A 21,304-nucleotide genomic window follows, 5' to 3' on the forward strand; every position below is an offset into this window, starting at 1 on the left:
CATGTCCACCGTAGCAATCGACCTTGCCGGGGTAAGTAAGTCATTTGGCGGCAAGCTCATCGTCAATGAGCTGTCGTTGTCGGTTGCGCGCGGAGAATGCTTCGGCCTGCTCGGGCCGAATGGAGCTGGCAAGAGCACGACTGCACGTATGCTTCTCGGCATGATCTCGCCGGACGCAGGCAAGATTACGGTCCTGAATGAGCCTGTACCTGCACGTGCTCGGCTAGCACGTGTGCGCATCGGCGTGGTGCCGCAGTTCGACAACCTCGAACTAGGATTCACCGTAAAAGAGAACCTGCTGGTGTTTGGCCGTTACTTCGGCATGAGCGCCCGCAAGATCGAGGCGGTCGCTCCCTCGCTGCTCGAGTTTGCGCGCCTCGAAAGCAAGGCGGATGTGCGTGTCGCTGAGCTGTCCGGCGGCATGAAACGGCGGCTGACGCTGGCGCGCGCCCTGATAAATGATCCACACCTGCTCGTGATGGACGAGCCGACGACCGGCCTCGACCCACATGCACGTCACCTGATCTGGGAACGCCTGCGAGTTCTGCTTGCGCGTGGCAAGACGATTCTCTTGACCACGCACTTCATGGAAGAGGCCGAGCGCCTATGCGACCGGCTGTGTGTGCTTGAGGGGGGGCGCAAGATCGCCGAAGGCAAGCCCGACGCCTTGATTGACGAGCATATCGGCTGCGACGTGATCGAGATCTATGGTGGTAATCCACATGAGCTCAGTGAGCTGATCAGGCCTCATGCGCGAAACGTCGAAGTGAGTGGAGAGACGCTGTTTTGTTATGCGGCACATCCGGAGCAGGTACGCGCGCAACTGCGCGGGCGAGCGGGCCTTCGCATTCTGCAGCGCCCGCCGAATCTCGAAGACGTGTTCTTGCAGCTGACCGGGCGCGAGATGGAGAAATGATCGATGGGTGAAAGCTATGCCGCGGTGATGCCGGCTAACGCGTACAACTGGATCGCAGTGTGGCGTCGAAATTGTCTTGCGTGGCGGAAAGTCGCTCCTGCGTCGGTGCTCGGCAGCCTCGCAGATCCTCTAACCAATCTATTTGGCCTGGGCCTTGGCCTTGGCGTAATCGTGGGAAGCGTCGAGGGTACCTCGTACATCGCGTTTCTGGCGGCTGGCGTGGTCGCGACCAGCGCGATGACTTCCGCGACCTTCGAAACACTCTATGCGACCTTTGCGCGCATGGACATGAGCCGCACCTGGGAGGCGATCCTGTCCACGCAGCTCACGCTTGGCGATATCGTGTTAGGTGAGCTGGTCTGGGCGGCCAGCAAGTCCGTTCTCGCCGGAACAGCAATCGGCACTGTCGCTGCCACGCTTGGTTATGCCTCCTGGCCGTCCATCTTCTATGCGATGCCAGCTGTCGCACTTACCGGCCTTGTCTTCGCCAGCCTGGCGATGGTCGTCATATCTCTCGCACCAAGCTACGAGTACTTCGTGTTCTACCAGACGCTTGTGCTAACGCCCATGATGTTTTTGTGTGGCGCGGTCTTTCCGATGAACCAATTGCCGAGCTCGTTTCAGCACTTCGCCGGCTTGTTGCCCCTCGCACATTCGGTCGACCTCATTCGACCTGTGATGCTTGAGCGCGGCGCCGGCGACGCTGCTCTGCATGTCGCCGCGCTGTGCATGTACGCAGTATTTCCCTTCTTCGTGTCGACGGCACTACTTCGGCGTCGCCTGCTCCGTTGACATGAAGTGGCGGGAGAGCAAACCAAACTCGATGAATGCGGGCTCTCGATGCCGTTTGCCACGGCATGAGGCGATTCGAACCGTCGCGGCCGCGCTGATTGCTAAAGGACGCGATCAAGCCGGGAGTAGGGCCTGTTGGTCCGAGCCTCCACTACCTCGATAGGCGCTAAGCAATGAGACGGACTTGGACGCTTGGTCGTGCTGTCTGTCCGTCGCAGCCGCCGGAGCGTGACAGTACAGATAACGTATGGGGAATGGCAGCTAGCCTTTCCCTAATGATCAAATGGAGAGCGAGATGTTGTGTCTGGGAATAAGTGGTGGTCTAGACAGAATCTTTGAAAGTTCGCCTGAGTTGCCGAATACATTCCTGCACGATGGCGCTGCCGTCCTTGTGCGGGATGGTCGCGTGATCGCTGCCGTCGAAGAGGAGCGGCTCAATCGGGTCAAGCACTCCAACAAGTTCCCGAGCAACGCGATCCGATACTGCCTTTCTAGTGCAGGCGTTGAGCTTGGCGAGATCGACCGGATCGCGTTTTATGCGACCGAAGCCTACTGCAACGCCATGCTCGAGCGACAGTTTGTGTCTCGGCCGGTTGAGTTGAACGCCAAGCTGTTGGCGCGGCATCTGCTGGCGCAGGTGTTCGGCACCGATGTCGATGCGTCGCGGGTTTCATTCGTGAATCACCATGAAGCCCATGCCGCGAGTGCGTTCGCGATGTCCGGGTTCGAGCAAAGCCTCATTTTTGCGATCGACGGCGGAGGCGATTTTTGTTCCGGTCTACTGGCGGTGGGGTCTGGTACCGAAATTACGCAGCTCGCAAGCTTCCCAGAAAGCGACTCTCTCGGGCTGTTCTATCTCGAGACGATCCGATATCTCGGCTATGGGCTATTCGATGAGTACAAAGTCATGGGGCTCGCCCCCTATGGTGACCCCGCTCCCTATCGCGAGCTCTTCGCGCAGTTCTACGAACTGTTGGACAACGGTGGCTATCGCCTCCACCTGGACCGCATAGGGCCGGCCTTGATCCGCAATATCGAGATCCGGCGAAAGGGCATGCCATTCACGCAGCAGCATCGAGATGTCAGCGCGACGCTGCAGGAAGCGCTGGAGCGGATCATCTTTCACATCCTGCGGCACCATCGCGAAGCGACGGGTATGACGCGTTTGTGTCTGGCTGGAGGGGTGGCCCACAACTGTACGGTGAACGGTAAGCTACTCTATTCGGGGCTTTTCGAGGACATCTTCGTCCAACCCGCTGCACACGACGCCGGTTGCGCACTCGGCGCTGCATTGATGATGTCAAACGAGCTGGGCCGGCCTGCGCCGCGCGAGCGACTGCGGGACGTCTATTGGGGGCCCGGTCTCGGAACCGAGCAAGCGGTGGAACACGAACTCAATGCATGGTCCGGCCACCTCGATATTCGACGCAGTGACGACATCGCAGCTAGTGCGGCTGACTGGATGGCAAATGGTGCTGTGATCGGTTGGGTTCAGGGCCGTTCTGAGTTCGGACCACGTGCGCTTGGCAATCGCAGCATTCTCGCCGACCCCCGGCCGGCAGAAAACAAGAACCGGATCAACGCGATGGTCAAAAAGCGTGAGGGCTATCGTCCGTTTGCCCCATCCGTGCTGGAGGAGGATGCAAGTGAGTTCTTTGAGCTCCCAGGCGGCAAGCGTGAGTTTCCCTTCATGAACTTCGTGGTTCGTGTGCGTGAGGCCTACCATAGCGTGCTTGGTGCGGTCACGCACGTTGATGGTACTGCGCGGCTGCAAACGGTCTCGCGCAACTCAAACCCTGCCTATTGGGATCTCATTAATGCATTCAAGAAGCGAACCGGCATCCCGGTTCTTCTAAACACGTCCTTTAACAACAATGCCGAGCCGATCGTAGATTCTGTTGCAGACGCCATCGTAGCGTTTTTGACGACTGACCTGGACGGACTTGTCGTTGGACCATTCCTCGTCAGCAAGCGGGCGGCAACGCTGCAGGATTGGTGCACACTGAGCGTTTCATTACCGCCGTATGCATCCCTTCATCGCGTCCGCTCCCACGTGGCGGAAGATCGTCAGGAAACGGTCTGCGAGATCCGCACAGGACATTCGGGCGGCGACGGCGTGCGCATATCACATGAACTTTTTGAGCTGCTGATGCGGATCGAGGGGGAGGCGTCGTTCGGTGATCTTCTTGACACAACCACGTTGGACCAGGCCAAGCGCGAAGATCTCGTGAAGGAACTGCGGTTCGTGTGGGAGCAGCGCCGCGTTCGGCTGCATCCGTCACACGCTGCTTGCGGCCGCCTTAAAGCGCAAGGCGAAGCAGAACCGCGGTCGTGAGTATGGTCATGGCTATGCCTCCGTGTACAGGAGGTCAGGCTGAGATGTAGTAGGGCACAATAGGCATCCGGCTGAACTCGGGCATATCAGCGCAATAGCCCTGAATGGAAGAAAGAAGGCAAAGTGTTGAGAGAGCTCGCTACGAGGATAGCACTCCTATGAAGTTCTACCGACGCAGCTCGCGAGCAGCACACGCGCCGACTATAACGTCGGTCAAGAGCACATGTGATGTGTCTCCCGTGACGTCTTTCGTTCAACCAGGAGCACGGAAGGGGGCCATGCAGATGCACGGCGGTTCGAAAAATGATCGGTTCGTTGTGTCCCGACGACGTACGGGGTTGGGCGATTGCCTGTGGTCGCTGGCGGCAGCCTGGCGTTTTGCAAAGCAGACGGGGCGGACGCTAGCCATTGATTGGCGGGGATCTTGTTACCTCGATGAGCCATTCACCAATGCCTTTCCAGTTTTCTTCGAACCGGTTCAAGACATTGCTGGCGTGCGGGTGATTTGCGGTGACGAGATCAACCAGTGTTCATTTCCGGGACCATTCTTCCCGGCATGGTGGAACAAGCCATCCATCGATTGCGTCTATCGCCCGGACGAGCAGATTTTTCGGGAACGCGACGAACTCGATCAATTGTTCCAAAGTCAGAAAGATAGTGACGCTAACACGGTTGTGTGTGACGCCTGCCTGATGTGGCGCTGCGATCAGGAAGCCGAACGAGAAATCTTTCGGAGCATCAAGCCACGACCTGAAATTCAGGCTCGGATTGATGCTATCTACCGCGAGCACTTTGAATCGTACGGCGTAATCGGCATCCATGTCCGGCATGGCAATGGCGAGGATATCATGGGGCATGCTCCCTACTGGGCTGACCCGGAGCGCGCCTTGCGACAGGTCTGTAATGCCATTGATAAGGCCAGGGGGTTACCCCACGCAAAACCCGTGAGGGCTTTCCTGTGCACGGACAGCGCGCTCGTCCTTGAGAAGATTTCGACTATATTCCCTGATGTTTTCACGATCCCAAAACGATTCCAGGCGCCTCAGGCCGGCCCATTGCACAACGCGGCGCTCGGAGCCGAGGGCGGCTTTTCCGCCCTCATCGAAATGTATCTCCTTGCGCGCTGCGACACTGTGATCCGTTTTCCCCCGACGAGCGCCTTCACGCGCTATGCGCGTCTCTTTGCCCCACGCGTTATAGAATTCGATTTGAATGATCCGAGCCGATTGATCTTGATTGAAGAAAAATCGAAAGATCTTGTAGCTTCATGAAAGTCGTAGCTCGATTGATCGATCTGATTGCCGCTCTTTGCATCCAGCAGTACTGGCAGTTCTTTTCGGGGCGGCAAATGTCTGTCCAAAGGGATGCGCTGCCGCGAACTTCCAGCGGAGAACAGAACGATGCGGCGGCCGAATGCCTTCCGCAGAAGCTCGACGTCGACAACAATGGCGTCAACGTTCTGCAGTCGCGTTAAACAAGTGGAACACGTCTTCATCTTCGCCTCGGGCGGAGCCGCAAGTCGAAGCTAATCGGTGGTCGATCGCGGATGAACATATCGAAAGGTCCGCCGTTCAGCCGGTGCGTTCCGTCGTGGCGGTCGGGCGCTCGCAGGTGCGGACGGGCGCTCTCGAGATGCACTATTTTGGGGAAACGTTCAGCACGCCAGGTCGAGGTCCGGAATCAATCCGACCGGCGATGTGCCAGTGTTGGACGTGAAGTCAGCATCAGTTGCCAGCGAATCTAACGTAGAAGCTTGTAACGTCAGTTTTCGAGTTGACGCGGCTACTGGCCGTGGCCGCTATCCTGATCGATCGTTGCTTGGACGAGAGGCGCTGGCCTCCACTGGCTCTTCCGCCCGTGCAATCAGGAAATAACGTGCGGCTTGCAACCTGGTCTTGACGCAGGCGCGTGAGCTCGTGACATTACGTAGCTGATGCACCATCACTGTCACAAAGCAAACGCACCGTGTCTTGAACCCGCCAAGCATTCCGTGCTCGCGACATTAGGACGCAAAACGGAGGCGGATTTAGCTGCATCGCGATGGCCCAAATCCTGCTACGCGTGCGGCGCGCAACAGGAGAGGAGGCGGGCGTGGGTCTCGATCTGCCAAAAGACGATCTGATCACAGGCTCGCTGCCCGAAACACATTTGGGTTGCCCCTTTCACGCCGATAAAGCCCGCGTCCATGGCGGAGAACAGAAGGCGATGTTGCTCACCGGAGCATCGCGCGGAATTGGTCATGCCACTGCTAAGCTGTTCTCGGAGGCGGGCTGGCGCATCATTTCTTGCGCGCGTCAACCGTTCGACGGCGAGCGATGTCCCTGGCACGCAGGGGACGAGGATCATGTCCAGATCGACCTCAGCAATCATCGCATGCTGCCGCGCGCGATCACTGAGGTCAAGAAGCGCTTGGCCGGTGCACCTTTGCACGCGCTAGTGAATAATGCCGGTGTCTCGCCGAAAACGCCCGCTGGCGATCGGATGACATCGTTGACGACGTCAACCGAGACCTGGATGAGGGTGTTCCATCTTAATTTGGTGGCACCGATCCTGCTGGCGCAGGGGTTGTTTGACGAGCTAAGAGCCGCGTCAGGATCGATCGTGAACGTGACTTCGATCGCGGGCTCGCGGGTGCACCCGTTTGCCGGCAGTGCCTATGCGACGTCGAAAGCTGCGCTTGCGAGCCTCACCCGTGAAATGGCGCACGATTATGCGCCGCATGGCATTCGTGTGAATGCGATCGCGCCCGGCGAAATCAGGACGGACATGCTATCGCCCGACACAGAAGCGCGTCTCGTGCCAAGTATCCCACTGCGCAGAGTGGGAACCCCGGATGAAGTGGCCAAGGTCATCTTCTTCCTGTGCTCGGATGCGGCGAGCTACGTCACGGGGGCCGAGGTGCCGGTCAATGGCGGGCAACATCTGTGAATCGGCCCGCCTTGGCGACACAGCTGACTTGAGCGGCAGCAGCGGCACGTATGTTCTCCGCTGACGATGCGCACGCAATCCGCAAAAATGAATGAAGGCACACTGTAAGTTTATCGTCGTGCCATGAAAAGGTCTTACGGTTCTATGTCATCTCGTCAACACTTGGCGTTAGATCGAGAGTGACATGCAAAACGAAGCTCGCCAACCAGGACAAGGTACCAGGGAGGACGATCAAGACAACGGAGGCCGCCTCATGCTGGATATCCCTTTCTCACACGAAAGACCCACCTCGCAAGCTGAGCCGGAGGGTAAGCTCCCGGGAGAGCTGCGTGAGAGCGCGCTCACCGGCATCTTCGAAATATCGAAAATTCTTACCGCTCCTTGTCGGCTCGAAGTCACGTTGGCCAACGTTGTTGGTCTTTTGCAATCGTTTGTGCAGATGCGACACGGCATCGTCTCACTCTTCGACGAGGACGGCATGCCGGATATCACAGTAGGCGCCGGCTGGAACGAAGGCAGCGACGAAAGCTACCGGATGCGACTGCCGCGGAACGCAATTGACCAGATCATCGCGACGGACAGGCCTCTTGTCGCCGAGAACGTGGCCGCCGAGCCGGTATTCAGCGCTGCCGACCGGGAAGTGCTCGGCGCCTCCGATAGTATCCCAGTGTCGTTCATCGGGGTTCCCATTCGCATTGATCGGAAGGTCGTGGGTACGCTGACGGTCGACCGCATCCGGGACGATAGGTCGAGTCTCCGGCTTGAGTACGATGCGCGACTGCTCGCCATGATCGCCAACCTGGTGGGACAAACGGTGAAGTTACACCGCTTGTTCACCTGCGATCGCGAACGACTGATGGCGGAGAAAGACCGGCTACAAAAGGAAGTCCTAGAGCTCAGGCAACCATCTCGGGAGCGCAAGAACCGACACGTCCATGGGATCATTGGCGACAGTCCGGCGGTGCGAGGGCTGCTCGAGAAGATTGCGGTTGTAGCCAGATCGAACAGCACAGTTCTGCTGCGTGGCGAATCCGGCACCGGAAAGGAACTCGTAGCCAAGGCCATTCACGAATCATCGCCCCGCGCCAAGCGCCCGTTCGTTAAGCTGAATTGCGCGGCGCTTCCTGAAACCGTCTTGGAATCCGAATTATTTGGTCATGAGAAAGGCGCCTTCACCGGCGCGTTCAGCTCGCGCAAGGGACGCTTCGAACTTGCTGACAAGGGAACGCTTTTTCTTGACGAGATCGGCGAGATCTCAGCGCCGTTCCAGGCGAAGTTGCTGCGCGTTTTGCAAGAGCAGGAGTTCGAGCGCGTCGGCAGCAACCAGACTATTAAGGTCGATGTTCGAGTGATAGCTGCGACCAACAAGAACCTTGAAGAGGCTGTCGCAAGGAGCGAGTTCCGGGCGGACCTTTACTATCGCATCAGCGTAGTTCCCCTACTTTTGCCACCGCTACGCGAAAGACGCAGTGATATTCCTCAGCTTGCCAGGGAGTTCCTCAGAAATTTCAATAACGAGAACGGCCGTACTCTGACGTTGGAGGCGAGTGCGATCGATGTACTGATGAACTGCGGCTTTCCGGGAAATGTCCGTGAACTCGAAAACTGCATCGAGCGGACAGCGACGCTGTGCGCCGGATCATCGATCGTGAGAAGTGACTTTGCATGCTACCACGGCCAGTGCCTTTCCGCGATGCTGTGGAAAAGCACGTCGGAGGAGAGGAAAGAGCAGCCCGCACCCATGCCGCCAGTGCCCGCAAAGTCCATCATTCCGCTAGCTGAAGCGACCCAGCCGGTCCAGTCTGTCGGCGGTGAACTGGCCTCACTGGGGCCTCCCGGCACAGTTCTCGTTAGCGGCGCGAAGATGGCCGATCGCGAACGGGTCATTGCGGCCATGGAAAAATCTGGCTGGGTGCAGGCAAAAGCAGCGCGCCTGCTCGGACTAACGCCGCGCCAGATCGGCTATGCGCTGAGGAAATATGGAATCGAGATAAAGCGGTTCTGAACGACGACATCGGCCGGAACTGCTACTGCCAAATAGCTATATGAGGACGATCTTCGATAGGCAATCTCATCGCAATCCGAAGGGAATGGTCCGCCCTCGTCGGCAACTTGGCCCCGAGCGAAACCACCCCGCCCACTTGCGGAACTGCTGTCGAAAGGCGAGCTACCTGGTTCGGTGAGACGTGGACTCGCGCAATGACATACCGAGCGTCACCTGCGGGCCATGCAATCGCGAACCGTCGATTGCTCACCTGAACAAGCTATATGCCTATCCGCCGAGTGAACTTTCAGGAGGTTGTCCATTCGGCCCTGACCGGGAACTCTGAAGTCGCCAAACACCAGCGATTCGCGGAGAACCGAATGGACATCCACAAGAATGCGCCTCTGACGCCCAAAGGTCGAGAGGCTATGGTGCGAAGTGTTGTTGAGAGAGGGCTGAGCAAGGCTGCGGCCGCGCGCCAATTCAACACGACGCCGAAGACCGTCGCCAAGTGGGTGAAGCGTTTCCACGCAGAAGGCGTCGATGGCTTGCGAGATCGGTCCTCACGGCCTCATTCATTGCCAAGCCAAACCCCGGCGGCCACATGTACCACCGTCGAGGCGTTACGCCGACAGCGCTACACGGGCAAGCAGATCGCGGTCGAACTCGGGATCTCGCCGGCCACCGTCAGCCGCATCCTATATCGGCTTGGACTGAACAGGCTCGCTGCGCTGGAGCCGGCCGAGCCGATCCGACGCTATCAGCGCGAGAACCCGGGTGAGCTGATCCACATCGACATCAAAAAGCCCGGCAAGTTCAATCGGATCGGTCATCGCATCACCGGCGACCCAACCGGCCAGAGCAACCTGCGCTCACGCGGCAAGGGGCCAGGCTGGGGATACGTGCATGTCTGCATCGACGATGCTTCCCGCATCGCCTTTAGCCAGGTCATGAAGAACGAGAAAAGGGGATGCGCTGTCGCCTTCCTCAAGGCTGCCGTCGCCTACTATGCGAGCCTTGGCGTGACGGTCGAGCGGGTCATGACTGACAACGGCTCGTGCTACAAATCCTTCGCCTTCCGAAGGGCGTGCAAGCGCCTCGGCCTCAAGCACATCCGCACCAAGCCCTATACGCCCAAGACCAATGGCAAGGCCGAACGCTTCATTCAGACCAGCTTGCGCGAGTGGGCCTATGCGCAGGCCTACAACACCTCAAAAGAACGCGCCGCCGAGCTGCCAAGATGGCTTCACCGCTACAACTGGCATCGTCCTCATGGCAGTATCGGCTCAAAGCCACCGATCAGCAGACTCGGCCTGGTCAGGAACAACCTCTTGAGGCTCCACAACTAGGGCATGATCCGCAAAAGTGTGAAGCCGATTTCCGAAAGATCATGCTCAAACAAGGGATCTAAAGCGCGATGGCGATTCATCTTAATCTCATCGCGCTTTAGTGAGCGGCAATGACCAATGAACGTCAATCGGTCCGCCGCCCGCTGGTGATTAGCGGCGGTTAATCTGTCGCAAGCTGGCCTCACTCAGCTGGCGCGCCCTGCGGAACAGCGCTGTCGCAACCCTGACTTATGTTGGCATTGTTTGTCGGGAAGAGCGGGCTAGAGGGGCGGATCACCCGGTCTAAGCCTGTGTAAAGGCAAGCCGACTCCAAAAGGACGGGTGATGGTACAACACTTGCTCTGCTCTTCGCAGCTGTCGCAACTGTTGGAGCAACACCGTGCACAATGTCGTCTGCATCAAACAGGTTCCGGACTCGGCGCAGATCCGCGTGCACCCCGTGACCAATACAATCATGCGTCAGGGGGTGCCGACCATCATCAACCCATATGACCTCTTCGCGCTCGAGGCCGCGCTGGAGCTGCGCGATCGGTTCGGCGGCCAAATTACCGTGCTTACAATGGGACCGCCATCGGCGGAAGATTCTTTGCGAAAGGCGCTGACTTATGGCGCCGATCGCGCCGTCCTACTCACCGATCGCTGCTTTGCGGGCTCCGACACCCTGGCAACAACGTATGCACTTGCAACAGCCATCCGAAAAATTGATAAGGAATATGGCCCGACAAACCTCATCTTCACGGGAAAGCAGACCATCGACGGTGATACGGCGCAGGTTGGGCCCGGCATCGCAAAGCGGCTGGGCGTACTGCAGCTGACTTACGTTGCGAAGGTCAGATCCTTAGATCTCGCCAACCATACGATTGAAGTGGAACGACGCTCTGAAGGTGGTATCCAGGTGCTGCACACGAGGCTGCCCTGTCTCATCACCATGCTGGAGGCGACGAATCAGATTCGGCGTGGCGCAATGGTAGATGCCTTGCGTGCCGCGCGTGCCCAAATCGTGAAGTGGAGTGCGCATGATGCCGGTATCGAAGACGTCTCCAAATGCGGTCTCAAGGGATCGCCGACCGTCGTCAAGCGAGTGTTCGCTCCCTCTGCGCGGGCTGAGAAGGCGGCGCTGGTTGAGGCCACCGAACAACCGGCGCAAGCGCTGATAGATGCGATTTTCAAGCGTCAACCGAATCTCGAAGCTGATCTTGCAGCCCTCATCCGCGATGCTTGATCTGGAGAGTCCGGCAACGACAGTTCGAAACGGTCGAAGGATGTACCAACGCCAAGAGGCACCCGCGTCAAGTGAGCGCGCTAGATGTAGCTAGCATCTCAGCCCGCAACCAGCGCAGTCCGGGTTCCTGGCGTTCTCGATTGCTTGCGATCACCTGGGACCGCATGTTCCGTAGACCACGTTATGGCCTCGATCAATGTCCGGAGTTGGCCACGATTGTCAGGCAGATCGACAAAGGCCTGCGCATGCGACCAGATCCGACTGCATCGTCGTGTTCGACGGCGTTGAGGCGAGTGTTTCGCGCGTAGTTGTCACGAGCGAAGACGGATTACGTCCGCGCCCGGGATCACCATACTAGCATCCGAACGCCCAAAGCACTGTTAGCGATGTCGAGGGCGCGAAGCCCACCTATGTGGCACCTTTGGACTAATTTTCGCGATTCAACAGCCCTATACCATTGTGAGTGGCGCTTCGCCGTGTGGTGTTTGACGGCCGTGCAAGCGCTGTCAGGTTCAATACACTTGCAATGAGAAATCGGTCGCTAGCGTTTTCGTCAATGTAATCAAAATCCGTGGAGTGAGTGCACGAGTTGGCACGGTGATTGCTGTAAGCATGCAGGAGAACGGCGGGGTGGTGCTCGCGAAGCGAAGCCTAGCGGTGGTCTCTTTGAGAAGCTCGTGCCGGCCAGCAGCCGGCATTGTAATGTTGTATGAAGCTCATAGCGCTTCGACCAACTGGCAGGAGCAGAAACCGAGAGGGCCTGGCGCGGCGCAAATCTCAACATGGCTCTGCAAGCGAATGCTGGCCGCGCCGGGAATTCGCGTCGCGGACCGGCATCCGTCTGGATCGCTGTCGCTCAGTTGATGAACGCGTTGAAGCGCGTGAGCAGGACTAAGCATGCCGATGTCTGCTACCGCGAAGGTGGCCACCAAGAATTTCGCCTGAGTGGTAAACGCGATCAAGCCCATGGAAACCAACGAAATCGCAATAGCCCATAGTTGGCCCGGAGACGAAGTTGCTCCGTCAAGGACCGTTCTCTCCTTATCGCCAGGGGTCAAATGACATCTCAAGGGTCTCGATTTACATCCGACCAGCATCCGCAGATATGCTGCGAGTATTTGACTGAGCAAGCGCGAGCCCTGTTCGGCCCGCACCCGTTTGCTGCGCAGATGTCCCAGGGCCAGGTCGCAAGCCTGCTGCCCGAATATCTGGCCATGTCACAGGCGTTCCCGTACCTGCAGGCGGGGTCGCAAAAGGATCTCATATTCGATGCGATGAATCACAATCGAGATCTTGCGAGGGACGTTGAACTGACCAGCGTAGTCGCAAATTTCATCTGTTGGGATGAGACGGGTGGTTACGGCCAGATTCTCCAGGGCGGAAAGGCGGCGCTACCCGATATTCTGGTGACTAAAAACTTCCACTCGAACCTGTTTAGAAAGGATGCGTCGCAGCTACTCGGCAGAGCAATACGGCCCAACTACAGCGCCACGACGAAGCGGTACTTGCATTCTCTCTATGCCGGATTGTCATCGAAAGATCCCTTAGTGCGTTGCGCCTACATGGTCGCTTTTGAGCTACATGCTGCGGACATGATCCAGTCGCTATGGACAACTCTGGTCAAAACCTTTGAGGTGCGGTCTGACGACCTTGAGTACTTCCGCAGCCATGTCGGCGGAGAAGATCCCGCGGAGAAGTATCACGGAGAAATGACAAGCCGGCTGATTGGCGAACTTGTCCCGGCTGACCGTAATGATCGCTTTTTGGATGAATTCGATCGAGCCTATCGGCTCAGCTTACAGTGGTGCCGCGATCTGCTCCGAATTGTTTCACTTCAGGGAGATGATCATTCGGAGATCGAACACCATGGCCGTTGTCATTGTGGTTCTGTCAAGTTCTACGTCCAAGCGCCGCGAGAGCTCTCTGCAGTACAATGCAATTGCTCAATCTGTCAAATGTCTGGATTTCTGCACTTGCTCGTACCTGGCAATAAGCTTGGCATTGAGTGCGGCGAAGAATTCCTGACGACGTACCAGTTCAACAAGAACATCGCTCGGCACACGTTTTGTCGGGTTTGCGGCGTAAAGCCATTCTATAGACCGCGGTCGAACCCCTCCGGTTTCAGCGTAAATATCCGATGCCTGGATAACAGGACCATCGAACGCATATCAATAAGCGAGTTCGATGGCGAGCATTGGGACCAAGCATTCCGCTCGATGCACCAGGACCTGGAGTCCTGCGTCGAAGATAAAACTCTGGAGTGAACTCGAATGACGCGCGCAATGAATCATAAATCCCGTCTGCTTTCAGAAGAAGCTTTGACAAAATACCGCGTAGAGCTGTTGGTGAAGGGGACGGTCGTGATTGGTCCCCAGATATTGTTCACCCAAGATGACTTGGCCAAGATCGATCAGCTGCAGGCTGAGATTCCCGAAGAAGAAGTGAGGGCGGGAGATGCCGGCGACTCGCACAATGTTTTCGTCAAACGCGTGAGGATAGACCCACCCGGCCGCGCTCCTAGCGACGCGAGTGGTGCAGCGCCAGGCCAGCTCATGGAGCTACTTGAAAGGAAAGACCGCAGCTTCGCGCTAAAAAAGATCTTGGGCGCCACGTCAGATTGCGTGATTCGCCGATGCCAAATGCATCGGATGCCTCCGGGTTCCTTTGTTGGCATCCATCTGGATGCTGCGAGCGACCCGGATTTCGAGTACTCGGTGATTGTGCAGCTCGCGAGAGACTTCGAGGGGGGTGAGTTCGTGGTATATCCAAGCGGGTACGAACAGCAGGTTTTCCGACCGCCATTTGGTGCGGTACTTGTCACCACATGTAAGCTCCGGCATGAAGTGAAGCCTGTGCTGACCGGGGAGCGCCGATCACTGGTCTACTTCTGTTCAAAGCGCAGCGGCGCGAACCGCCGGATCATCGAAAGCTCTACGGGGGCCTCTGATTGAGGGGGCTGAAATGGTTTGCAAATGACTTCGGTAACGGGTGAGCTCTCAGGAGAGATTGGTAGCTTGCCCATCTTGTGGTCAGACTGTCCCTCGCAAAGGCTGCCACAATGCAGGTCGGAAGCCACAGCTAGCTTTGCTGCCTGTAAATGCAACCAAGTTAATCCGAGCAAAAGCTTGCTCAGGGTAGGTGTGGTAAGTCATCGTCGCTGCCTCGAGACGAGAGGCGTGTCGGCGCGTGCGCGATGGTGTAATCGCGCCGCGCGCAGGAAGGCCATGTTGTCGTCAGGTTCTCGACAGCTACACACCCAGCAAAACAGCCGAATGCTCGAACTGATTTGGGACGGATGTGCGCGAACTGGGCCTTTGCAGGGTCCATCAGAAGAGAAGTCTGATCTGAAGGCCCTAATCGCGCGCGGTCTTTTGCTCGATCGTCCTGCATTGGTCGAGACCTGAGTATTCATTTCGAAAGTGAGAACGGATGGACTTTACCTCAACTCGCGGGAGGCTCCATGAGTCGGGCAGCGCGGGCCAGCAAGAGAACTTGTCGGTTTTCCCCTCGGTAGACGCCCGCCCGACCGCGCCGTCGTGGACGAGTTGCACAGGAAGGATCCGGATCTCACCGCCCAGACCCGATTCGTTCAACCCGAGCAAGCCCAGCTGCTGCGCTTAATCCGGAGCCGGAGCGACGACGCACAAACCTTCCGGCAGATCGTCAATGATCAGGATGACAACGGTAGCGCCAACTTCCTGTTCGTGACTGTGAACGATGGTGATGTTACTGGCGGCCGCGCCGACTGGTCGCTGCTGCCGGTTGAGGCCGCGTGCCCGCCGCCCCCCGTTGCCTATCACTATAACTCCGCCGGGTCTCACAACAGCACCGTCGCAGGGCAGCTCGGAGCACGTCTCGGCTCCCGCCTGCAAGCGGCCCGCATGGCCCAGCACCAGAACGGCCTAATTGCGGAGTACTTTGTGGTAGACGCCAAGCGAGCGCTGATTAGACGATCGTCGCAGGCTGAGCGGCCAGACGATGAGCCGCTGCGCATCGAGCACCTCATCGCCGATCAAGCCCACGGAGACGGTACAAATGGTTAGCCATGTTCTGCTCTTGTGCAGCAAATAGCCAAAGAGTCTCGTTGTGTTCCTTCCAGGGCGCCGAGATTTCCTTCGTGAGGCCCTTCGTTCAGCGTTGAATTGTAGCGCTCCATGCTCAATGAAAACCGTTTAATGCAACAAATCCCGCATGGGCGCCTAAATTCGGCGTTCCATCGCCTTCTCTCGTGGTTTTGTTGTGCGTATTATCGGTTTGTCCCGCAGAGCGCGATGTTTGATCACTGCGCCTGCTGTGATTCATCGATGAAAGCCCGCCATGTAGCGGATGACGAAGAAAGTCACGGCGACGACGGCGGACGTTACAGCGAGCGAAAACGCTACTCGCGCCAAGAACTGGCCAGGGCTAAGTCCGTCCCATGAACTCATTTTCGTGCTTTGCGTTACGACTCGGATTTGCGCCTGCAGCATGATCGTTACCATACGAACTTTGCGAGTAATCAGCGGAATTCGGTTTGTGCGCGCCGCGAATCGTCGCGCTCCTTGAGGCAGTCACTCTGCAACCCTAAGCTCCATTAGGGGTACAAAATTCCGCTGCTGAGCAACTGACGATGCACAGCTTATTGTCGGCGATACTCGGAAATAAAACCTGGACTTTTGAGTAATTCCCATCGCTGCTTGGGATCGGCAGGGTCGTAGACTTCAAGCGTCAGCGCTACTTCCGGAGCGCTGCGATCGCCTTTCCGTGCGATTGCGAGCTTACCTGCGCTTGAGTTCAACGTTCACACGCGAATGTCGCGTTGCAAACATTTTGCCTCCTGATGGACAGTGGGACAGAACAAAATAGGACAAACTCGAGAAGTACACACAGCCAGGCGAGGTACAGCAGCCTTTTGACAAAAAGGCACGTTGCTTGCTTGGGCGCAGTGAGCGTCACTGGTCTTGCAGGGGCTGTGATGCTCGGGCGGGCCTGACATGATCCAGGGCCATTTCGGGTCCGCCCCGTTATTGCTCGCGAGGCAACATGGAGCAACGTATTCGAGCAGCTTCAGCGGCTATCGCGTTCGCTCATGCGCTCGGTCGCGAAGTCCTCAGCGTGTACGAACATGAAGGCCGTAGGTACAACAGAATCAGAGTCGGTGTAACCGGAAGCATAACAAACGGTTACGACTTCGAAAGTGAATGTCACATCGCCGGTGCGCTACCGAGTATATATCACTTCGGTACGGAGTCGCATTGGCTACTGACGCCCAGGTACCCACGACTCTACAGCGGCCTTGATTATTGCACCTCAACCCACTTCTCCGTGAGAGTGACGGACAATGGTGTCCAGATAGTCGATTGGCGGAGGAATTCCTTCACATACACCGTCTGGTGGGTGGTCCGCGCAATAGAAGGAAGCCGACGATGGAGATTGCGCTAGCAATTGGCGCTGTACTCGTTTTCACCGCAATCACGGTCGCTTGCCTGTGGGCGCTTGGAGGCTGGAGTGGCTGAGTATATTGGTGAATGAGGCCGATAGAGAAAGCGTTTGTTAGTAAGCGCTTTTTTCTACGCACCTGTGCAATTGAGAACCCGGATGGGATGAGGTGTCTACCATGAACAAGGTGGACACCATCGATGATCACTGCAGAAGAACCTTTTAAGCTTGACACGCTCGGCATGTTGCGGAATGGCCGGCGTCGCTATGATCCAGCCAGCAAACAGCGGCTGGTCGAGGCCTGTCTGCAGCCTGACGTGTCGCTGGCGGGGCTGGCGTTGCAACCCGGCGTGAACGCGAACCTGCTGCGGAAGTGGGTTTCCAAGCGACAACTTCAGAACGGGAATGGCCAGCCGGAGGCGCGGGCGACGATCGCGCCGGCGTTTATTCCGGTGAGCGCGCGGTCGCGGTCGCCAACCCGATCTGCCGGCGCGATCGCCCTTTGCGCTACGGAGCGATCCTCTGCTGGGCGGCTGACGGCATCGATGCCAAACGGCGTGACGCTTTCGCTGGAAGGCGGCGACGCACAGTTGTTGTCGGCGGTGATTGAAGCGCTGGGGCGTTGCCATGTTCCGGCTGGCGTCTGATCTTCGAGTCTACCTTCACCGCGCGCCGATTGACTTCCGGGCGGGGATCAACAGCCTGGCGATCGTGGTCGAGCAGTCGATGAGGCTGGATCCGTTCCAGCGCGCCGTGTTCGCGTTCTGCAATCGCCGCCGCGACCGGGTCAAGCTGCTGATTTATGATCGGTCGGGATTTTGGATGCTGCTGAAGCGGCTGGAGGCGGACCGATTCCACTGGCCCCGAAGCCAGGAGGCGGTGCTGACGCTGACGACGGAGGAGCTGCACTGGCTGCTTGACGGCATCGACATCGCGGCGGTGCGGCGCCATCCGTTGCGGCAATATCAGAGCGTGGGCAGTGTTCGACCAGGCGCCGAAGGTCCTGCCCGAAAGCTTGACCGGCAAGGCGATCGCCTATGCGCGCAATCAATGGGACTATCTGACCCGCTACACCAGTGACGGTCTCGCCCCGATCGACAACAATGTTCTGGAGCGCGACATCAGGCCGTTTTGTACCGCAAGAAAAAGTTGGCTGTTCAGCGACACCGTTGCCGGCGCCAAGGCAAGCGCCGTGATCTACAGTTTGGTGCTGACATGCCGGGCATGCGACGTTGATCCCTATGCATGGCTATGTCACGCGCTCACTGAATTGCCTCAGCGTGCGCCCGACGCCGATATCGAAGATCTGTTGCCGTTCAACTGCACCGCTCAAAAACACCTGCCAGCTGCGAACAACGGCTGACGTTCGAACGCTCAGGTCAACCAAGCCGTTCCGATGATCCCGCCGCGGCCCGGCGTCACACCACGCCGCGGCCACCTGCGCGCAGCCTGTGCAGTAAAATGCGCGCTTACGATGGTTCCGGCCGCCTTTTCCGAGATTGGCCGGCGCGAATGCCTCCCGGCTACAGGACCGTGGCCACGTCAGGTTCTCGAAAGCTTGCCCGAGTAGAAGACCTGCTCAGGTGTTTTTGGACGTGAGGCTAGCGTGGACCCGCAAAATTTTGACCCATCGAATTTAACAGCGTGGCCCCAGGTGCAACACGCTGTGCCGCAAGAACATCAAGGGGACCGACGCGGGCAGGAGGCCTTTGAGCAGCAATTGCACGAGGCGCGTCAGGCCGATAATGCGCGGCCCGACGGATCGCCACGCCGTAGTCCCCCTCCCAATGTGTCTAGCGACAGCCAGCAGTCCCCGGACGAGCTGATGGGTACGCTTGCCAGGAGCAACCTCCTGCCAAGCAAGGAGGTCCTTATCCACAATGAGCATGACACAGATGAGTTGAGAGCAGCGAAGAGGCCGAGGACCCTAGAGAATCTGCAAGGGATTGCGATTGAGCGGCAGCTGAGCGACGTCGCCAATTCAGGAGGGGGTGGTGGAGCAATGCCGGCCGCCTCGGCGCTGCAGCCGGCTCAGTCAACCGGGATTGTGGTACGAGGGTATCCGGGGGAGCGACCTGTTTATTCCGAGGATGCTCACGAACTCTTGAGGCTTGAGGAGGCCCTTATCAAGGGCGGGATGTCCGCCCGCGGGGCGAAGCATCATATAATCCCTCTTCTTGGCTATAGCCGTTGGCTCTTCGAAAAAAACAGACCGAGCATTGTTGCTCGGATGGACAGTAACTCGCTGAGCGATGGCGGTGACGTACGCGAGTTCGTCGGAAAAGGCAATCCCGCGAGACTCATTGCAGCATTAGACCGTCTCCGCACCTTTCGGTCGACGGGCGAAGTCAAAGTTGTCTTACGCCCAAGGAGCGCCAAGCTCAATCCTGCCCCCCGAACGTGGCCCCCATCCATTCCGAAAGCGCGGTACTGATGGAACAGAGGCGTCTCGATAACTCAGTTGCGCCGCCCAGCGCGGGCTCGGCGCCGCAGCCGGCTCAGTCGACGGGAATTGTGAGAGGGTACGATATGCGGCCTCCTTCTTCCGAGGATGCTCCCTTTGTCCCGGGGCTTGAGAAGACCCTCATCGAGGCCGGGACTAGGCGCCTCGACATCGCCGCTGCGCAGCTTAGCGCGTCCTCGGCGCTGCGGCCGGCTCAATCGAGGGGGGTTGTGACAGGGTCGGACATGCGGCCCCTTTTTTTCGAAGATGCTCGCGATATCTCGGGGCTCCAGGAGGCCTTCATCAAGGCCGGGTTGGCAAGAGACTCCGCCTGCCAATATGCAAGTCCTCTTCGTAGCTTTGGCCGTTGGCTCTTCGCGAAAAACAAACCAAGCCTTGTTGTTCAGCTCGACAGTGGTTCGTTGAGCGGAGATGTGTCCGGGTTCATGGGAAAGCGTAATCCCGACCGACTCCTTAGGGCAATAAACCATCTCCGGACCTTCCGGTCGACAGGCACGATCGTACTCCCATTCACCAAGCGCGATCCTCACCCCTTTCATCCCGAAAGCGCGGTACTGACGGAGCCGACGCGCCTCGACCACGCCATTGCGCAGCACAGCACGTTGCAGCAAGCCAGTCGGCCCGAAGAGATTCTGGAACTGCGGGACGATCAACCGGCCCCGCCGGCTTTCGTCCAAGGGCGTGTCGCGTTCGATCCAGAGCAGATTTCTCAGGAGGAGCTTCTGCAAGTGCTGGATAATCAACCCATCCCGTCGCCAGTTTCCGTCTCTTCAGAGGAGCTTCAGCGACTGGAAAACGATGTGCATGAGGAGCTTGACGTCCGAGGGGAGGATCACCCTGCCCAGTCGTTCTCCGTCGATCCAGAAGAGTTTACTTTCAATCTAGACCAGTTCTCTCCAGGGGAGCTTTCGCGACTCTTTGATGATGAGCCCGCGCAACTAGCGGAGCTTCAGGAACGGCGGAATGATCAACCCGCCCCGTCGGCTTTCGTCGAAGGGCAGGTCGCGTTCGATCCAGAGCAGATCTCTCAGGAGGAGCTTCGGCGAGTACTCGATCATCTGGATAATCCCATCGCGTCGCCAGTTTCCGTCCCTTCAGAGGAGCTTCAGCCACTGGAAAACGATTTGCATGACGAGCTTGACGGCCGACGGGACGCTCACCCTGCCCAGAACTCCGCGCAACTAGCGGAACTTCAGGAACGGCGGAATGATCAACCCGCGCCCTCGGCTTTCGTCGAAGGGCAGGTCGCGTTCGATCCAGAGCAGATTTCTCAGGAGGAGCTTCGGCGAGTACTCGATCATCTGGATAATCCGATCCAGCCGCCAGTTTCCGTCCCTTCAGAGGAGCTTCAGCGACTGGAAAACGATTTGCATGACGAGCTTGACGGCCGAGGGGACGATCACCGTGCCCAGTCGTTCTCCATCGATCCAGAAGAGTTTACTCTCAATCTAGAGGAGTTCTCTCCAGGGGAGCTTCGGCGACTGATAGATGATGACTCAGCGCAACTAGGGTACGTTCGGGAACGGTGGAATGATCAACCCGCGCCGTCGGCTTTCGTCGAAGGGCAGGTCGCGTTCGATCCAGAGCAGATTTCTCAGGGGGGAGCGTCGGCAAGTACTCGATCATCTGGATAATCCGATCCAGCCGCCAGTTTCCGTCCCTTTAGAGGAGCTTCAGCGACTGGAAAACGATCTGCATGACGAGCTTGACGGCCGACGGGACGATCACCGTGCCCAGTCGTTCTCCATCGATCCAGAAGAGTCTACTTTCAATCAAGAGCAGTTCTCTCCAGGGGAGCTTCGACGACTTCTTGATGATGGACCCCCACAGTTGGAAGTGGATCGGTCTAGCCCGCCAGTCCGCTGACCTTGCCCCCGGGGCTTAATCCAGTTTGAA

15 protein-coding genes and 1 pseudogene are annotated in these 21,304 nt (G+C 58.0%); all 16 read left to right on the forward strand.

What is annotated here, in order from left to right:
* Position 1 precedes the first annotated feature (1 nt).
* The 16 genes and pseudogenes from nodI to HZZ13_RS14150 all read left to right on the forward strand — a co-directional run bounded on the left by nodI (position 2) and on the right by HZZ13_RS14150 (position 21,042).
* Positions 2–916, forward strand: coding sequence for a nodulation factor ABC transporter ATP-binding protein NodI (gene nodI, locus HZZ13_RS14075; protein WP_027577638.1), 915 nt, complete (start codon positions 2–4; stop codon positions 914–916).
* Positions 917–919: 3 nt separating this feature from the next.
* The gene (locus HZZ13_RS14080; RefSeq protein ID WP_027577639.1) at positions 920–1,708 is read left to right on the forward strand and encodes a nodulation factor ABC transporter permease subunit NodJ; all 789 of its coding nucleotides are present in this window, start codon (positions 920–922) and stop codon (positions 1,706–1,708) included.
* 295 nt (positions 1,709–2,003) lie between these two features.
* On the forward strand, positions 2,004–4,043 hold the full coding sequence (locus HZZ13_RS14085; protein WP_197960306.1) for a carbamoyltransferase family protein: 2,040 nt from the start codon (positions 2,004–2,006) through the stop codon (positions 4,041–4,043).
* A 158-nt stretch (positions 4,044–4,201) separates the two neighbouring features.
* A complete protein-coding gene (locus HZZ13_RS14090; RefSeq protein WP_197960182.1) occupies positions 4,202–5,314 on the forward strand; it encodes a nodulation protein NodZ in 1,113 nt (370 codons plus the stop codon).
* A complete protein-coding gene (locus tag HZZ13_RS14095; protein WP_197960183.1) occupies positions 5,311–5,517 on the forward strand; it encodes a hypothetical protein in 207 nt (68 codons plus the stop codon). Before HZZ13_RS14090 ends, HZZ13_RS14095 begins: the two co-directional genes overlap by 4 nt.
* 617 nt (positions 5,518–6,134) lie before the next feature.
* Positions 6,135–6,971, forward strand: a complete 837-nt coding sequence (locus HZZ13_RS14100) for an SDR family NAD(P)-dependent oxidoreductase (RefSeq protein WP_197960184.1) — start codon at positions 6,135–6,137, stop codon at positions 6,969–6,971.
* A 253-nt stretch (positions 6,972–7,224) separates the two neighbouring features.
* Positions 7,225–8,976 carry a nif-specific transcriptional activator NifA gene (gene nifA, locus HZZ13_RS14105; protein WP_246504418.1) on the forward strand — a complete coding sequence of 584 codons (1,752 nt, stop codon included), beginning with the start codon at positions 7,225–7,227 and terminating at the stop codon, positions 8,974–8,976.
* Positions 8,977–9,335: 359 nt separating this feature from the next.
* A complete protein-coding gene (locus tag HZZ13_RS14110; RefSeq protein WP_197960186.1) occupies positions 9,336–10,304 on the forward strand; it encodes an IS481 family transposase in 969 nt (322 codons plus the stop codon).
* 379 nt (positions 10,305–10,683) lie between these two features.
* Entirely contained in the window at positions 10,684–11,526 is an 843-nt protein-coding gene (locus tag HZZ13_RS14115) for an electron transfer flavoprotein subunit beta/FixA family protein (protein ID WP_197960187.1), read from the forward strand.
* A gap of 1,118 nt (positions 11,527–12,644) precedes the next feature.
* Positions 12,645–13,790: a GFA family protein gene (locus HZZ13_RS14120; RefSeq protein ID WP_246504419.1), complete on the forward strand. Its 1,146-nt coding sequence runs from the start codon at positions 12,645–12,647 to the stop codon at positions 13,788–13,790.
* Between the two features lie 6 nt (positions 13,791–13,796).
* A complete protein-coding gene (locus HZZ13_RS14125; RefSeq protein WP_197960188.1) occupies positions 13,797–14,477 on the forward strand; it encodes a 2OG-Fe(II) oxygenase in 681 nt (226 codons plus the stop codon).
* Positions 14,478–15,062: 585 nt separating this feature from the next.
* Positions 15,063–15,569: a hypothetical protein gene (locus tag HZZ13_RS14130; RefSeq protein ID WP_197960189.1), complete on the forward strand. Its 507-nt coding sequence runs from the start codon at positions 15,063–15,065 to the stop codon at positions 15,567–15,569.
* Positions 15,570–17,144: 1,575 nt separating this feature from the next.
* Entirely contained in the window at positions 17,145–17,591 is a 447-nt protein-coding gene (gene tnpA / locus HZZ13_RS14135) for an IS66-like element accessory protein TnpA (protein ID WP_197960190.1), read from the forward strand.
* The gene (gene tnpB / locus HZZ13_RS14140; RefSeq protein ID WP_197960191.1) at positions 17,572–18,024 is read left to right on the forward strand and encodes an IS66 family insertion sequence element accessory protein TnpB; all 453 of its coding nucleotides are present in this window, start codon (positions 17,572–17,574) and stop codon (positions 18,022–18,024) included. The genes tnpA and tnpB overlap by 20 nt, the downstream gene beginning before the upstream one ends.
* A pseudogene (locus HZZ13_RS14145) lies at positions 17,933–18,307 on the forward strand (IS66 family transposase); the annotation flags it as partial. The gene tnpB and the pseudogene HZZ13_RS14145, both read left to right, overlap by 92 nt.
* A gap of 1,325 nt (positions 18,308–19,632) precedes the next feature.
* A complete protein-coding gene (locus HZZ13_RS14150) occupies positions 19,633–21,042 on the forward strand; it encodes a hypothetical protein (protein ID WP_197960192.1) in 1,410 nt (469 codons plus the stop codon).
* Positions 21,043–21,304 lie beyond the last annotated feature (262 nt).

The organism is Bradyrhizobium agreste, assembly GCF_016031625.1.
In the GTDB taxonomy this organism is placed as follows: domain Bacteria; phylum Pseudomonadota; class Alphaproteobacteria; order Rhizobiales; family Xanthobacteraceae; genus Bradyrhizobium; species Bradyrhizobium agreste.